Annotated in this window: 12 protein-coding genes and 2 pseudogenes; 8 read left to right on the forward strand and 6 right to left on the reverse strand. The window is 69.4% G+C overall.

Annotated elements, in window-relative coordinates; translation table 11 throughout:
* A pseudogene (locus tag ACIBJF_RS47750) lies at positions 1 to 126 on the forward strand (IS5/IS1182 family transposase); the annotation flags it as partial.
* A 95-nt stretch (positions 127 to 221) separates the two neighbouring features.
* Here ACIBJF_RS47750 and ACIBJF_RS47755 read toward each other — a convergent pair.
* Positions 222 to 899, reverse strand: coding sequence for a group II intron maturase-specific domain-containing protein (locus tag ACIBJF_RS47755; RefSeq protein WP_399184069.1), 678 nt, complete (start codon positions 897 to 899; stop codon positions 222 to 224).
* Between the two features lie 114 nt (positions 900 to 1,013).
* Between ACIBJF_RS47755 and ACIBJF_RS47760 the strand changes: the two genes are divergently transcribed.
* Both ACIBJF_RS47760 and ACIBJF_RS47765 read left to right on the forward strand, forming a co-directional pair.
* Entirely contained in the window at positions 1,014 to 1,361 is a 348-nt protein-coding gene (locus ACIBJF_RS47760) for a hypothetical protein (protein WP_399184073.1), read from the forward strand.
* 45 nt (positions 1,362 to 1,406) lie between these two features.
* Positions 1,407 to 2,612: pseudogene (locus tag ACIBJF_RS47765) on the forward strand (recombinase family protein); the annotation flags it as partial.
* 93 nt (positions 2,613 to 2,705) lie between these two features.
* Here ACIBJF_RS47765 and ACIBJF_RS47770 read toward each other — a convergent pair.
* Positions 2,706 to 3,878 (reverse strand): reverse transcriptase domain-containing protein, encoded by a 1,173-nt coding sequence (locus tag ACIBJF_RS47770; RefSeq protein ID WP_399184071.1) that lies wholly within the window; start codon positions 3,876 to 3,878, stop codon positions 2,706 to 2,708.
* Between the two features lie 723 nt (positions 3,879 to 4,601).
* Between ACIBJF_RS47770 and ACIBJF_RS47775 the strand changes: the two genes are divergently transcribed.
* Entirely contained in the window at positions 4,602 to 5,186 is a 585-nt protein-coding gene (locus ACIBJF_RS47775; RefSeq protein WP_399184051.1) for a hypothetical protein, read from the forward strand.
* A 149-nt stretch (positions 5,187 to 5,335) separates the two neighbouring features.
* On the opposite strand, the gene ACIBJF_RS47780 is transcribed toward ACIBJF_RS47775, so the two are convergent.
* Both ACIBJF_RS47780 and ACIBJF_RS47785 read right to left on the reverse strand, forming a co-directional pair.
* Entirely contained in the window at positions 5,336 to 5,761 is a 426-nt protein-coding gene (locus ACIBJF_RS47780) for a hypothetical protein (RefSeq protein WP_399184053.1), read from the reverse strand.
* 391 nt (positions 5,762 to 6,152) lie between these two features.
* Positions 6,153 to 6,683, reverse strand: a complete 531-nt coding sequence (locus ACIBJF_RS47785) for a hypothetical protein (protein ID WP_399184055.1) — start codon at positions 6,681 to 6,683, stop codon at positions 6,153 to 6,155.
* A gap of 281 nt (positions 6,684 to 6,964) precedes the next feature.
* On the opposite strand from ACIBJF_RS47785, the gene ACIBJF_RS47790 reads away from it, so the two are divergent.
* Positions 6,965 to 7,678, forward strand: coding sequence for a transposase family protein (locus ACIBJF_RS47790; RefSeq protein WP_399184057.1), 714 nt, complete (start codon positions 6,965 to 6,967; stop codon positions 7,676 to 7,678).
* Positions 7,679 to 7,782: 104 nt separating this feature from the next.
* Here ACIBJF_RS47790 and ACIBJF_RS47795 read toward each other — a convergent pair whose 3' ends face one another.
* Positions 7,783 to 8,187 (reverse strand): hypothetical protein, encoded by a 405-nt coding sequence (locus ACIBJF_RS47795; RefSeq protein ID WP_399184059.1) that lies wholly within the window; start codon positions 8,185 to 8,187, stop codon positions 7,783 to 7,785.
* 15 nt (positions 8,188 to 8,202) lie between these two features.
* On the opposite strand from ACIBJF_RS47795, the gene ACIBJF_RS47800 reads away from it, so the two are divergent.
* The 3 genes from ACIBJF_RS47800 (at position 8,203) to ACIBJF_RS47810 (ending at position 13,559) form a co-directional block, all read left to right on the forward strand.
* Positions 8,203 to 8,439, forward strand: a complete 237-nt coding sequence (locus tag ACIBJF_RS47800; protein ID WP_399184061.1) for a hypothetical protein — start codon at positions 8,203 to 8,205, stop codon at positions 8,437 to 8,439.
* A gap of 243 nt (positions 8,440 to 8,682) precedes the next feature.
* On the forward strand, positions 8,683 to 12,429 hold the full coding sequence (locus ACIBJF_RS47805; RefSeq protein ID WP_399184063.1) for a carboxypeptidase regulatory-like domain-containing protein: 3,747 nt from the start codon (positions 8,683 to 8,685) through the stop codon (positions 12,427 to 12,429).
* A gap of 665 nt (positions 12,430 to 13,094) precedes the next feature.
* Positions 13,095 to 13,559, forward strand: a complete 465-nt coding sequence (locus ACIBJF_RS47810) for a DinB family protein (RefSeq protein WP_399184065.1) — start codon at positions 13,095 to 13,097, stop codon at positions 13,557 to 13,559.
* A gap of 124 nt (positions 13,560 to 13,683) precedes the next feature.
* Here ACIBJF_RS47810 and ACIBJF_RS47815 read toward each other — a convergent pair whose 3' ends face one another.
* Positions 13,684 to 14,289 carry a dihydrofolate reductase family protein gene (locus tag ACIBJF_RS47815; protein ID WP_399184066.1) on the reverse strand — a complete coding sequence of 202 codons (606 nt, stop codon included), beginning with the start codon at positions 14,287 to 14,289 and terminating at the stop codon, positions 13,684 to 13,686.
* Positions 14,290 to 14,693 lie beyond the last annotated feature (404 nt).

The following is a 14,693-nucleotide window of genomic DNA, read 5'->3' on the forward strand; positions in this document are numbered from 1 at the left end:
GCACGGGCGCCGGTCGAGCGCGGCGTCGCACGACTGAAGTCGTGGCGGATCTTCCGCAGGTCCCGGTGCAGCCCAAATCGAATGACGTCCATCGCTGCGGCCGTCCTCACCCTGGAGCGGCAGCGCTGTAGGGTCGGGGGCTGGCGCGGTGGCGGAGTGCGTCCGCTCCGTTTCCAGCCCCCGCCGCTTCGAACCGTGCATGCGGTTCTCCCGCACACGGCTCACCGACGCCGTTCACCGACGGCATTCAGCCTTTCCCACCAGGGCTTCCCGGCCCGGGGCGGGACGACGGTTCCATACGGGCTGATCAGACCGAGATCCCTCGGAAGCGAGACAGCCAGCACCCACCGGCCGAAGGCCCGGCTTCGCCGATGCTTTCTGCTGATGAAGTGCGCGACGCGCTCCCTCGCGTAACGTCCGATCTTGCTGAAGCGGCGGGCGGAGTGACCGTAGCGGAAGTACGCCATCCACCCGCGGAGGAACAGGTTCAAGTCCTCCACAATCACTTGCGGATGCAGCGGGAGCCGGCGCCGGGCAGCGATCTCCCGGATCCGGTCACGCGCGTGCTGCATCGCCCGGCTCGAGGGCCAGCGGGCAAGGAAGTCGACGCGTCGGCGTCCGTGCAGTCCCCGGGAACGAACCTGACGGTGGTGAAACCCGAGGAAGTCAAAGCCTTCCCCGCCCACCTCCAAGTGCACGATCCTCGTCTTGGACTCCTTCGGCCTCAGCCCCAACTCCCCCAGCAGTTCAACCAGACGGGCAAGGGCCCGTTCGGCCTGACTGCGGGAGAAGCACATCACAACCACATCGTCGGCATACCGCACCAAGACCCCGTCGTGCTCATCCCATGACCGGTCGAGCCGGTGCAGATAGACGTTGCACATCAACGGTGAGATCACGCCCCCAACGCAATGGGCAACTTCTGCTTCGAGGTGACGCTCGGTTATCGGCGGTTGGAACTGCTTCCTCGCGCTGAGAGTAGGGATCGTCACGATGGGTAGTACGTTTGTGACATGGTGCGTCGTGATCGCGTTGATGGCGTCGAGTACGCACGGCGGGTCAATGCCGCCGCTGACCTGGTCGAGGCGGGTGTGCCCATCGCCGCTGCCGCTCACACGATGGCCAGCAGGTATGGCGTGTCGGTACGCCAGGCACGCCGGTATGTGGAGCAGGCCATGGCCACTGGGCGGATTCAAGTTCCCGAAACGAGCGTGGTGTTCACCGTCAAGCTGCCGGGATCACTGGCCGGGCAGGTACGCGCCCATGCGCGCGAGATGGACGCCACGATCTCGGCGGTGGTGGCCCGGGCACTGGCCGAGTTCCTCGACCGGGACGCCCCCGAGGGGCACGCGGGCCGATGAAGGCCCGGCTGCTGGAGTCAGAGTATGTCTTCGACCGGCACGTGGATGCGGATCTGTCCGCGGCCTACGCGCTGCTGGTGCCCCAGCGCCGGGCCCGGGTGCGCGGCGGCAGGGACGAGGGAGGGCCCAGTGGTGACCAGTGCCGCGATCTACGCCCGGATGTCGTCGGCCCGGCAGAAGAAGGACCAGACGATCGCCTCGCAGACCGCCGCGCTGCGCGCGCACGCCGCCGGGCTGCACCTTGAACTGCCCGAGGAGTGGGTCTTCGAGGACGAGGGCCACTCCGGCGCCACCCTGGTGCGCCCCGCCCTGGAACGGCTGCGGGACCTGATCGCCACCGGATGCGTGGATGTGGTGCTGTGCTACAGCCCGGACCGGCTGGCCCGCAAGTTCGCCTACCAGGCCCTGCTGATCGATGAGTTCGCCCGTTCCGGCTGCCGGGTGGAGTTCGTCAAGGGCCCGCGCGGCGACAGCCCGGAAGACCAGCTCCTGATCCAGTTCCAGGGCATGTTCGCGGAATACGAGAAGGCCCAGCTGATGGAACGCTACCGACGCGGCAAGACCTACCGGGCCCGCACCGGCTCGGTCAACGTGCTCGGTGGCGCCCCGTTCGGCTACCGCTACCTGCGAAAAACCCCTGACCACGGCGCGACTTACGAGATCGTCGAGCACGAGGCGGCGCTGGTGGCCGAGCTGTTTCGCCGCTACGTCGACGAGGGCGCCTCGATCGCCGAGCTGACCCGCTGGCTCACCAACACCGGCACCCAAACCCGCACCGGCAAGGCCCGGTGGGACCGCAGCGTCGTATGGGGCATGCTCCGCAACCCCGCCTACATGGGATCAGCCGTCTTCGGCAAAACGATGATCGTCCACGAGTCACCGGGCCTGAACCGCGTCGCCCGTCTGCAGGGCCGCTCCACCCCGCGCGCCGTCAAGGCCGCCGACCGCCCCCGCGAGGAATGGATCGCCATCCCGGTCCCCGCGATCATCAACCGCGCCACGTTCGAACGCGCAACTCAGCGCCTGGCCGACAACAAGAAGTACGCCTCCCGCAACAGCAAGGTCCCCTCCCTGCTCCAGGGCCTGGCCGCCTGCGCCGGCTGCGGATACGGCTACTACCGCACCTCAACCCGCACCAAGAACCGAAAGATCTACTACTACCGGTGCCTGGGCTCCGACGACTACCGCTACGAGGGCGGCCGCATCTGCCCCAACAAGCCCGTCCGCGCCGACTACCTCGACGCGGTCGTCTGGGAGCACATCACCGCTCTCCTCGCCGACCCCCACCTGATCCGCATCGAGATCGACAAACGCCTTCAGCGGGCCCGCACCTCCGACCCCGCCCTACACCAACGCGCCCGCCTCAAGCTGGCCCTGGCCAAGGCCACCACCGCCATCACCCGCATGATCGAGGCCTACCAGGAACAGCTGATCACCATCGACGAACTGCGCACCCGGATGCCCGACCTGCGAGCCCGCGAGTCCAACCTCCGCGGCCAACTCGACGCTCTTAAAACCCAGCTCGCCAACCGCGACGCCTACCTCAAACTCGCCGACGACCTGGAAGGCTTCCTCGCCCAGCTCCGCACCAACGCCGCCACAGCCGAGGTCCCCGAACGGCAGCGCGTCCTGCGGCTCCTGGTCAAAGACGTCCTCATCGGCCCCGAAAAGATCACGATCCGACACCGTATCCCCGTCCGAGAACGGGCCACCGAGAGTGATCGACAACACGACTCCACCGATACAGAGGGTGACACACGCCTGAGTTATCCATTGTGTTGGGGGCGTGCTCACACCGCCCTGCGGGGTCCCGGTTACCGGCCGCCGCACCTGCCCGTCCTCCATCACCCCGGCCCGCAGAATCTGCCGCAGGAGCTTGAGAACGGACTGGTCACAGACGCGCTCTTCGACCGCGCGCATCAACTCCTCATGCGGAATCGCCGAGAAACACTCGGCAATGTCCGTCTCCACCACCCACCGCCTGCCCCGATGATGCTCGTCGATGAGCACCTGCAGGGCATCGTGCGCCGAGCGTTTCGGGCGGAACCCAAAGCTGCACGGCAGCATGTCGGCCTCGAAGACCGGCTCGAGCACGATCTTCATCGCGGCCTGCACGATGCGGTCACGAACCGTCGGGACGGACAGCGGCCTGCGCTCGTCCCTCACCCCAGGCTTGGGGATGAACACCCGGCGGGCGGGCGAAGACCGATACCGGCCCTGCCTCAACTCGTCGGCCAGTTCGCCGAGGAGACGATCGATGCCGTACTCCTCGACCTGGGCCAGGGTGGTGCGGTCGATGCCTGGTGCGCCGTTGTTTGCACGCACCATGGCCCACGCGCGCCGGAGAACATCCCTGCGGTGGATCTTGTCTCCCAGCGCGTGGAACCGCCGTCCGGGATCGGCCTTGGCCGACCGGTAAAGCGCATGCTGCAAGGCACGGACCTTGTCCGAGGGAGTACGTCCCCCGACGGCGGGACTAGCCATACCGGCACTCACCGGGCCCCTCCTTGTCCCCATGACGCACCGACGAAGCAGTGGCCCTTCCCTCACCGGGAGTTGTGTTGTCTCCTCGGCTCAAGCGGTACTACGGCCACCTCCGACGCCCACCCGGCCCGCGTCCACTTCCCGGGGTCACCGGTTATAGGACGCGTCGCTTCCGATGACGTCTATCCGCAGGTCATCGGGCCGGGGAGGGCCTCCCCAGTTCCCGCCGTCACTATCGATACGTTCCGCGCCCCATACGCCGGGGAGTCCTTCACGGCTGCCCGTCCAGGATCTTCACCGCTTCCATGGCCTTCGCCCCGATTTCGAAGGGCTCGGCACTCCCTCGTTCCACCCGAAAGGATGGCTGAGTAACGACGCCGCAGGCTTCGCGTGATGCTACGGACCGTATCGTCGCTCCCCCTTGCAGGGCCTTTGACGCTGGGCTTCGACGCCGGACGTTTCCCTCCGGCGCCGCCAGCCTGCTACCGGGCCTCCTGGCAGCTACCCGGACCGGACTTCCACCGGCAAGCGACGACGAGCTTACGAACAGCAAGAACACCGCTACGTCACGGTGTCACCTCCTGTTCTGCTGGGCGCACGAAAGAGCTCAGTGATCAACAGCGGACTTGTCACATATTTCGGATCCCATGACGGGGGTTTTCAGCCCGCGGTGAGCAGGCGCCCGAGCGCCTCCGACAAGGGCGGTGGAGGGCACACATCTGGCCGGCGGACCGTCGCCGGCGGGACACTGCGTGCATGGACGAAGCGGGCCGGTCAGGACAGGAGCTGCCGCTGGGGGTGGCGCTGTCGCTGCCCGCGACGCGCAGGGCGTTGCGCCGCTATGCGGCCAGGTCGGCGGGATTCGCTCTCGCCGGGCTCGGCGCTTTCGTGGCTGGTGTGCTGGCCCTAGCCTCGCCCGGACGGCCGGGGCCGTCGGGTCCGGTCCACCACCTACTGATCGCAGTCGTCAGCTTCGGCTTACTGCCGCTCGGTGGCGGGCTGGCGGGCCTGGTCAACATCCCACGCATGCGTCGCCTCGCGGCTCGGCATCCTTGGCGTGTGTGGGACGGCAGGTATCAGGTGCTGCCGCTGGGAGTCGGTCAGCCGGCCCTCCTGCCTGCACAGGAAGGCGGGCGGGTGCTGTCGGTGGTCGCCTGGCGCTGGAACTGGCGCGTGCTGGGCGCTGAGCGGGGGCCGGTCTGGTACGCCGGCGATCCCCTGCACGGCCCTGCCCTGGCCGCGCCGCCGGGCGGGGCCGTTCTCCTGTGGGCGCGGCCCGTGCGGATGTTCGGGCGCCGGATGCGGCGCCTGGCCGACGGGCTGCCACCCTCGGCGCCCTGACCGGCTCTCCACCTCCTACAGTATCTGCACCGCAACGCCAAGACTGTCCACCCGGCGTGGTGACGCGCGGGCACCCCTGTCCCGTCAAGAGGCGCCCGCGCGCGTCATCGTGCCGTACCGGCCGCGCGTGCGGTCGCGGGGGCGCGGTCTCAGACGGCGTAGTGGTGGAAGCCGTGGAAGCCGGCATACGTCCACTCGGTCCAAGTGCCGTGGTGCAGGCGGTAGAAGCGGTGACCGTCATAGCGGTACCAGGCGCCGTGGTCGTAGCGGCACCAAGCGTCACCGTCCTCGAACCAGCCGTCGTAACCGCGGCCGTAGAGACCGTGACCGTAGTAGCCGTAGGAGCCACCGTGACCGTAGGGACCGTGGCCGAAGTAGCCGTAGGAGCCGTAGCGGTCGCCGTTACCGTAGGAGTTCTCATGGTCACCATCGGTATACACCGCGACCCGGGGAGCGCCCGCGCCGGCGGGAAGGGACGCCGCGGATGCGCTGCCCCCGGCCGCGAACAGGGCCCCACCTGCGACACCGAGGGTGGCAGCCGCAACAGCGGCCCGCCGCACAAGCTTGCTAAACATGATCACTGTCCTCCATTTGCCTTGCTTACGCAATCCAGCAGAGTCGATCCCCTTTGATTCGACACCAGAGATCCTACGAGCCAGTAGTTCATCATTCAACTTCTTGGGGGGGTGAGCTATCCCATGGACCACCACACCCCAGACACGGAATAACCCCACCCACCCCACCCCCGCCGACAACGGCTCCCCGAGCAATCACCGAGGGCGCACCGCCGCAGGCCCACGGCATGGCGGCCACCCGAACACCCCGGCCGAACTCAACACCGGACACAACGGCCGCACCTTCACACAGCACGGTGATCCGGCGGATCCGCCGACGGCCATCGAGACCACCCACGGCCCGGAGGCCAACCGGATACCGGCAGCGGCTACCGCCCGCCGCCGCACCACCTCACCGCCGCGATACTGCACAAGGCCGGACCGGCCCAAGCCGCACCGGAGCCGAACAGCCCATCCCCCCCGCGCGGCGTTCGAGGGCCCGCTGGACGCTTTTCTGGCGCACTACGGGGTAGCCGTCGAGGACGCCGGGTTCTTCGCCGTACTCGGCGAGCAGGGCCTTGAGGCGGGCACCGGTCCAGTGCTCGTAGACGGCGTGGTTGCGGGTCTTGAGCCGGTGCAGCACCTCGGTGGTGCGCACGCGCTTGTCGTTGCCGACGACGGCGGCCAGGTCCAGGAGGTAGTCGACGTCGGGGACGGCTTCGAGCTGGTGGACGGTGGCGATGCCATCGCGCAGCTGGCGGGCGCGGTCGGCGATCTCCTTGGCGGCGTTGGTATCGATGAACTGGGTGCGGACGGTGATGGATGGCTCGCCGGCCGGGATGTCGATGCCGTCGCCCGCGACGACGAAGGTTCCCTTATCGAGGCCTTGGCGGAGCAGGTGCGGCGCCGCGCCGGCGTTCACCGCCTTGTCGCCGAGCGCCATCTTGGCCTGGGACTCGGTACCCGACGACGAGCGGGGCCCGGATGTGGGCGCCCTCGCGGACCAGCTTGGTCTCTCTTGGCCCCAGCTGCGCTTGCAAGGTTCGGGCTCGGACTCCCATTTGGCCTCACGCTCGGACTCGCCCGGTCAGTGTGGATGCGATACCTGGTGGCACGAACCGCGCTAAAGGGTGTTGCACAAGGCCGTGAGCTGGGCATCTCCGTTATATGGCCGCGGCGTTACGTGTTGAGCAGGTGTGAGTGGAGACGTTCACGGGGCTGCGGATGACGCAGTTTTCGGGTCCGTTGAAGGTGGTGCGGGAGCGGGGCGGCAACGGCACGCTGCGGGGCCGGCCGTGGTCGTTGCCGTTGGCCGAGCGGGTCCTGATGGTCGCGGTGTGTTTCCGAACGAACCTGACCCTGCGGCAGCTGGGCCCGCTGTTCGGCGTCTCCTCCTCCAGGGTGTGCCGGGTGATCCAGCGGCTGGGGCCACTGCTCGCGCTCGAGCCGGTTGCCCGCTCGGCTGATGCCCCGGAGCGGATGTGGATCGTGGACGGCACGCTCATCCCAGTCCGTGACCGCGGCGTGGGCGCTTCCTCCCGTAACTACCGCTTCTCGGCGAACGTGCAAGTCATCGTCGACGCGGAGACCCGTCTCGTGGTGGCGGCGGCCCGTCCCGCGCGGGGCAACACCGCGGATGCGAGGGCATGGCGGGACTCCGGTCTGGCCGAGCACTGCAACGGTGCGACGGTGCTCGGCGACGGCGCCTATATCAACGCCGGTCTGATCGTCCCGCATCGCGAACGGCCCGGACGGGCACTGCTGAAGGGCGAGGAAGAGGACAACACCGCCCACCGCAAGGTCCGCGCACGCGTCGAGCACGTCTTCTCCCGGATGAAGAATTACAAGATCCTCCGCAACTGCCGGCAGCGCGGCGCCGGCCTCCATCACGCGGTACAGGCCCTGGCCCGCATGCACAACCTCGCCCTCGCCGCATGACCCGACAAGCCCAGCCTCCCGCTTCAGGCTGCTTGATCACGGCCTTGTGCAACACCCTTTAATTAGGCCGTGTTTCGAAAGCGGGCGTGATACGCCCTTTGTCGCTACTTCGGGATCGCTGTCCGCTCGGTTTCGTGCAGGCCAGCCTGTGCGGCGCCGAGGCGGAGTGTCTGGAGTCCGAAGGCTGCGACGGGGCCGTGGGCGCCGGGGGTGAGGGTGGTGCGGGGGGCGGCGGCATGGCCGGCGCCCCAGGCGAGCAGAGAGCCGGTCATCTCGTAGGGGTCGGGTCCGGTGAGAGCGGTTGTGGCCAGGACTCGGCCTGCCGCGTCGCGGGCGACGGCAACGACAAGGGCTCGGCCGTCGGTGTCGGGTTCGCGCGTGGATCCGGGAATATGGTGGGAGAGCTTGGTGACCGAGCTGCGGATCGTCGTGGTGCGCAACAGCGGTGCGGCGAGGTGGGTGGTGGTCTGGACGAGGCGGGTCCATCGGCCGAACCAGCCCAGGCCCACGTCGACACTGTCGAGGTGCGGGAAGGCTTCGGGCAGACCGACGTGTTCGGAGCCGCCGACGGTCAGCGCCGTGCGGGTGATGCCCGCATGGTGGAACGACAGCAGGCGGGCGCCGGTGTGTTCGGCGGTGAGGCGGGCGGCGCCAGCACGCGGGCGTCGGTAGGCGAAGGTGTCCTCGACGGCGGCGCCGACGAACTGTCACGAGAGGTCGAGGCCGGTGCAGCCGGTCTGAAGGACGGTGCCCGGTCGTGAGGCTCCGGCCGCCGCTGCCCACCGGAGGCGCGCCGTGTGCCGTTCACTCGGGGCCGACCAGGCAGAAAAAAGCGGTAGGTCCCGTGAACTTTTCCGGATGGATCTGCAACTCACTGATCTGGGCACGGCGTGTGCCTCTGCCTTCAAGAAGTCCACAGGAGTTGTGATTTGTCCATATCCCGGAGACCGGTGCCACGCCGGCGGAGATGGCCGGCCGTCGGTGCGGCTCTGCTGAGCACCGCCGTGCTGACGGCGCTCGGCGCCCAGACTCCCGCCCAGGCTGGTGTCGGCGAGAAGACCGCGAAGTCGTCCACATCCACCCACGAGTTGCCCGGCCATGTCGAGCCGCTGTGCGGGCCGCCTAAGCCGCACGAGTTCACCTGCTTCGGCCTCCGCCGCACCGACGTCATGCCGCACAAGGGCCTGCGGGCCGCCGAGGACTCCCCTCAGGGATTCGGCCCGGCCGATCTGCGCAGCGCCTACGGCCTTCCCGCGGACGGAGGGGCGGCCAAGACCATCGCCATCGTCGACGCCTTCGACAACCCCAACGCCGAGGCCGACCTCGCCGTCTACCGCGCACAGTACGGGCTGCCCGCCTGCACCACGGCCAACGGCTGCTTCACCAAGGTCGACCAGCGCGGCGGAACCGACTACCCCGCCCCGGACCCCGGCTGGGCCACAGAGATCTCGCTCGACCTGGACATGGTCTCCGCCGTCGCCCCCGACGCGAGGATCCTGCTGGTCGAGGCCGACAAGCCCGCCATCGACGACCTGGGGGCCGCCGTGGACCAGGCGGTGGCGCTCGGCGCCGGATACGTCTCCAACTCCTACGGCTCCAACTACGCCTTCTACCCCGAGGACCCCGCCGAGTCGGCGGCGGACGTGCACTACGACCACCCGGGCGTCGCGATCGTCGCCTCCTCCGGCGACAACCGCTACGGCGTCGCCTATCCCGCCGCATCCCCGCACGTCACGGCGGTCGGCGGCACGACGCTCACCAAGGATCCGGCTGCTGCCCGCGGCTGGTCCGAGTCGGTGTGGAACCACGACGGCAGCGGTACCGGTTCCGGCTGCTCCCTGTACGAGCCCAAGCCCGCCTTCCAGCAGGACACCAGCTGTCCCGGCCGTACCGTCGCCGACGTCTCCGCCGTGGCCGACCCGGCCACTGGTGTTGCCGTCTACGACACCTACGGCAATTCCGGCGGCTGGGGCATGGCCGGCGGTACCAGCGCTTCGGCACCGATCATCGCGGGCGTGTACGCGAACGCCGGGACCCCGGTCGCCGGGACGTACCCCAACGCCTACCCGTACGCCGACGGCGGCGCCGGGCTGCACGACGTGACGACGGGGTCGAACGGGAAGTGCTCACCGGCGTATCTGTGCACCGCGGGCACCGGCTACGACGGGCCCACCGGGCTGGGCACCCCTGACGGACTGACGGCGTTCCGTATGGGCGCCCACGGCACCCTCTCGGGCACCGTCACCGACACCGCCACCGGCGCACCGGTCGCCGCGGCCCAGGTGACCGCCGGCATCCACACCGCCACCACCGACAGCCGGGGCCACTACATCCTGCCGCTGCCGGTCGGCGGCTATCAGGTCCAGGTCACCGCCTACGGTTACGCATCCGGCGAGGCACCGGACGTCCAGGTCACCGACGGCGGCGCCGTGACCCGGGACTTCACCCTGCGCAAGCTCGCCACCCACCGTGTCTCCGGCACCGTCACCGACGGCTCGGGTCACGGCTGGCCGCTCCACGCGAAGATCACCGTGGACGGTGTGCCGGGCGCTCCCGTCTGGTCCGACGCCTACACCGGTGCCTACAGCCTGAACCTGCCCGAGAACCACACCTACACCCTGCGGGTCGTCAGCGACGACACCCACTACCTGTCCCTGGTACGGCAGGTGGCGGTGGGCACCGCGGATCAAAGCGTCGGTCTGGCGCTGCCGGCCGACACCTGGGCCGACGGCAACCCGGCCTACACCCTGAACGTGGACACCCTGGACACCCAGTCCTTCGACTCCACCACCGGGGCACCGCAAGGCTGGAGCGTGGTCAACGCCTCGGGCACCGGCCAAGGCTGGGCCTTCGACGATCCGGGCAGCCGGGGCAACAACACCGGAGGGTCCGGCGGGTTCGCCATCGCCGACAACGACCACGCCGGCTGGGACACGGCCCTGGACACACAACTGGTCAGCCCCATCTACGACTTCAGCCGCACCGGCGACCCCGAACTGGCGTTCAGCACCGACTACGAGGGGTCCGCGGAGCAGACCGGCGATGTGGACGTCACCGCCGACGGCGGCCGGACCTGGACCACGGTGTGGCACCAGGACCAACTGTGGGCCAGCGGCCGAGTGGAGATCCCGCTGACCGCCTACGCCGGGAAGGAAGCGGTACAGGCGCGTTTCCACTTCACCGGCCCGGGCATGCTCTGGGCCGTCGATGACGTGACGGTCGCCGAGCGGGTCCTCACCCCCGTCCCCGGCGGCGTGCTCACGGGTACCGTCACCGACGCCAACACCGGACGAGGACTGGTCGGCGCCGCAGTGAGCACCGGCTCCACCGGCGGGCCCTCGGCGCCGACCGTGGCCACCACCGGTGACCCGCGGGTCGGTGACGGTCTCTACCGGCTCTTCGTCCCTGGCGGCGGCCGCCACACCTTCGTGGCGGCCAAGCCCTCCTTCAGCACCGCCTCCCTCACGGCCACCGTGGCTGAGGACCACGCCACCAAGGGCTCGTTCGTCCTCAAGGCGGGGCGCCTGTCGGTCGGCACCACCCGGATCGAGGCGACCACCACGCCGCACGGCACGGTGGTGCGCAAGGTGACCGTACGCAACACCGGCACCGCTCCCGCGACGATCCGGATCGGCGAACGCACCGGAACCGGACCCGACACCGCTGGCCCGGGCACTGCCTGGCACGGACTGCCCGACCTCCCCGTCCCCGTGATGGACAACGCGGTGGAGAACTACCAAGGCAGGCTCTACTCCGCTCTCGGTACGGCGGACGGCCACAACCCCACCGCCGACCTCTACGTCTACGACCCCTCGACTGGCGCCTGGACCCGGGGCACCAGTGCCCCTGAGCCCCGGCAGGCCACCGCGCACGGCTTCATCGGCAGCCGCCTGTACACCGTGGGCGGCTGGGCCCCCGACGAGGTGGTGAGCCGCACCATGCAGGTGTACAACGCCGCGAGCGGCACCTGGACCAAGGGCCCCGACATCCCCGAGGGGCGCTTCGGGGCGGCGAGCGCCGTACTCGACGGGCGGCTCTACGTGGTCGGCGGATGCACCAACACCGACTGCTCGAGCACCGTGTACGTCTTCGACCCGCGCTCCGGCACGTGGTCCAAGGCAGCGGACTACCCCCAGACGATCAGCTGGGCCTCGTGCGGCGTGATCAACGGCAAGCTGTACTGCGCGGGCGGCAACCACGACTACGTCGAGACCGGTGTCGGCTACGTCTACGACCCGGCGTCCAACAGCTGGCAGTCCATCGCCGACATGCCGGTGGGCCTGGCCGCCGGCGTCTACGCCTCCGCCAACGGACAGCTCCTGGTCTCCGGCGGCTTCAAACGCGTCGGGGTGAACCGCGTGCTCACCGCGGAGGGCTACGCCTACGACCCGGCCACGGACACCTGGAGCGCGCTGCCCGACGCCCCCACCGCGGTCTACCGGGGCGGCGGCGCACCCGGCCTGTACCGGGTGGGCGGCAGCGGCCAGCCCCGCTTCCCCATTCCGGTTGCCACGGCGGACCTGCTACCGGGGTACGCCCAGACCGAGTCGGACGTGCCCTGGCTGTCGGAGAGCCCGCACCGGTTCACACTGCGGCCGGGGCAGAGCGCTTCGTTCACGGTGACGCTGAACGCAGGCGAGATCGGCCGGCCCGGTGACTGGACCGCATCCTTGATCCTTCGCAGCGACACCCCGTACTGGGTGCCGCCGATTCCGGTGTCCCTGCACGTCGTCAAGGGCCAGACCACGTAACGCTTTTCAGGCCGTACGCCACGTCTCCGGGCAGCCGACATCGCCGCCCGGGGGCCTGCCGTTGGCCGGCTTGCGGAAGCCCCCTGGCCGGGGGCTTCCGCAAGGGCAAAGGCCGGGCCCCCTGGCAGGGCCCGGGCGGTCGGGGGCCCGGCGCCGCCGGCCCCCGGCGAGGGCGAGGCGCAGCATGGGGACCACGGCGCGGCGGCCGCCGCCTCCCACGGGCGCCGTGCGACAGCCGACTGCCCCACACACGCGGGACCGGCCGTTGGCCGGCTGGGCACGCCCCCTGACGGGGGCTCAACGAGGGTGGGGGCCGGGCCCCTGACGGGACCCGGGACGGTCGGGCGCAGGGCAGGGGCCGCCGGCCCCGGGGACGGGTGGGCCGAGGGCGCTGCGCGCCACGGCCCCGTGCCGCGTCTCCCGGGCGCAAAAAAGAGGGAGCCGCCCCGAGGCCGTGCACCACGGCGTCGGCCCACGGCGGGGCGGGGGGAGCCACCACCGGACGCGTGCCAAGGCCGGCCTCCACACTCCGAAGGCTCGAGCCGAACCGCCGAGCGGCAGCCGGTCATCGGCGGCGCAGGCCAGCCGCAGAGATCCGACTGCCGTGCGCCCCTCCCTGTCATGATGGTCCGATGGACAACCGGGAGAGGACCGAACCTCCGCGGGTGGCCGATGAGCTCGCCACGCTGACCGGCTTCCTGCAGCGCCAGCGTGACACGCTGGCCATGGCATGTGCGGGGCTCACAGCCGAGCAGCTCAGGGAAAAGGCCGTGCGGCCCTCGGGCTTGTCGCTGCTCGGCCTCGTCCGGCACATGGCTGACGTCGAGCGGACCTGGTTCCGGAACGTGTTGAACGGCGAGCACAGTGATGTGCACTGGCCCCGAAGTGACGGCGGCGCTTTCGACGTCGACACCGCAGACCCGTTAGAGGCGTTCGCGATCTGGCACGAGGAGTGCGCCCGATCCCGCGACATCGTGGATGCCGCCCAGTCCCCCGACGTCACCGGGCGGTACCGAGACGACGTCTTCTCTCTCCGCTACATCCTCACCCACATGATCGAGGAGTACGCGCGGCACAACGGCCACGCCGACCTCCTCCGCGCGCGCATCGACACAATCGCCGAACAGTAGCGGGGGCCGGGGGCCGGTCCCCTGACGGGCCCCCGGGTACGGCCAGGCGCAGGCCGGGACCGTCGGCCTGGTACGGCAGACACCGAGCGGGACCATGGCGCGGTCCCAGCCGGACGGGGCGACGTCACGCAGGGACGCCGAGCGGCGGGTGCTCGAGCACGCGGGGCTTGTACTCAACCAGCTGGATGCGGCCGTCGAAGGTGCGGTGCTCGATCATCTCAAGGGCAACGTCCGGATAGCCGTCGTAGATGCGTTCTTCACCCGTGGCCCCGGTGATCACCGGGAACATCACGACCCGGAAGCGGTCGACAAGTCCGGCTCGTAGCAGGGACCGGCACAGGCTGAGGCTGCCGATCGTGCTGAGGAGCCCCGAGCCACTCGACTTCATGGCGCGGACCGCCTCGACGGCGTCGTCGCGGACGAGCGCGGAGTTGGCCCACGTCAGTGGCTCCTCGAGTGAGGAGGAGAACACCACCTTGGACGCTTGCGTGAGCTCGTCGACGGACGCCTCTTCTTCGGGCCTGAACTCGTCTTGGCCATTCGGGACCTCGCCTGCGGCGAAGCCCGACATCAGGCGGTAGGTGTTCGCTCCCATCAGGTAGGTGGCCTCGGGCTGCTCGCCGAGCCATGCGAGGTACTCCGGGCCCTCGAGGCCCCAGAACCCGGGCCATCCCTCTCCCGATGCGTGGCCGTCGAGGGAGGTGATGAAGTCGACGAGAAGCTCCGACATGGCGGTGTCCTTTCCTAGGGTGTCACGAGCTTGGACCGGCCGGGAGCCCCAAACTCATCGGCCGCGCTGTGGAGTAACGAGAAAACCCCTGACATTGCAGCCGATCATGTCGGCGGAGCGGCACTGCTTCGGAGGGGCCGGAGGCCTATATGATTGTACTATGCACGCAGTCGGGTAATGATCTCCGCGCGATTGGGAACGGCGGTTTGATTTCTGTCAAAGCCCCAGCTCAGCCTCACCCGCGAACGGCCCTGCTCACCGACCGCTTCGGCAACGACATCGCGGCAGGTCTCCAGTGATCGTCTTCTTAGAGGGCGTTAAGTCCCGTTCCTGATGATGTGGTGTCGCCCGTTCGTGGGTGATGGGACGGTTCCGTCCTCGTGTCATGTCGTGTGCATGATGGA

Source organism: Streptomyces sp. NPDC050743, assembly GCF_044456925.1.
Classification (GTDB): Bacteria; Actinomycetota; Actinomycetes; order Streptomycetales; family Streptomycetaceae; genus Streptomyces.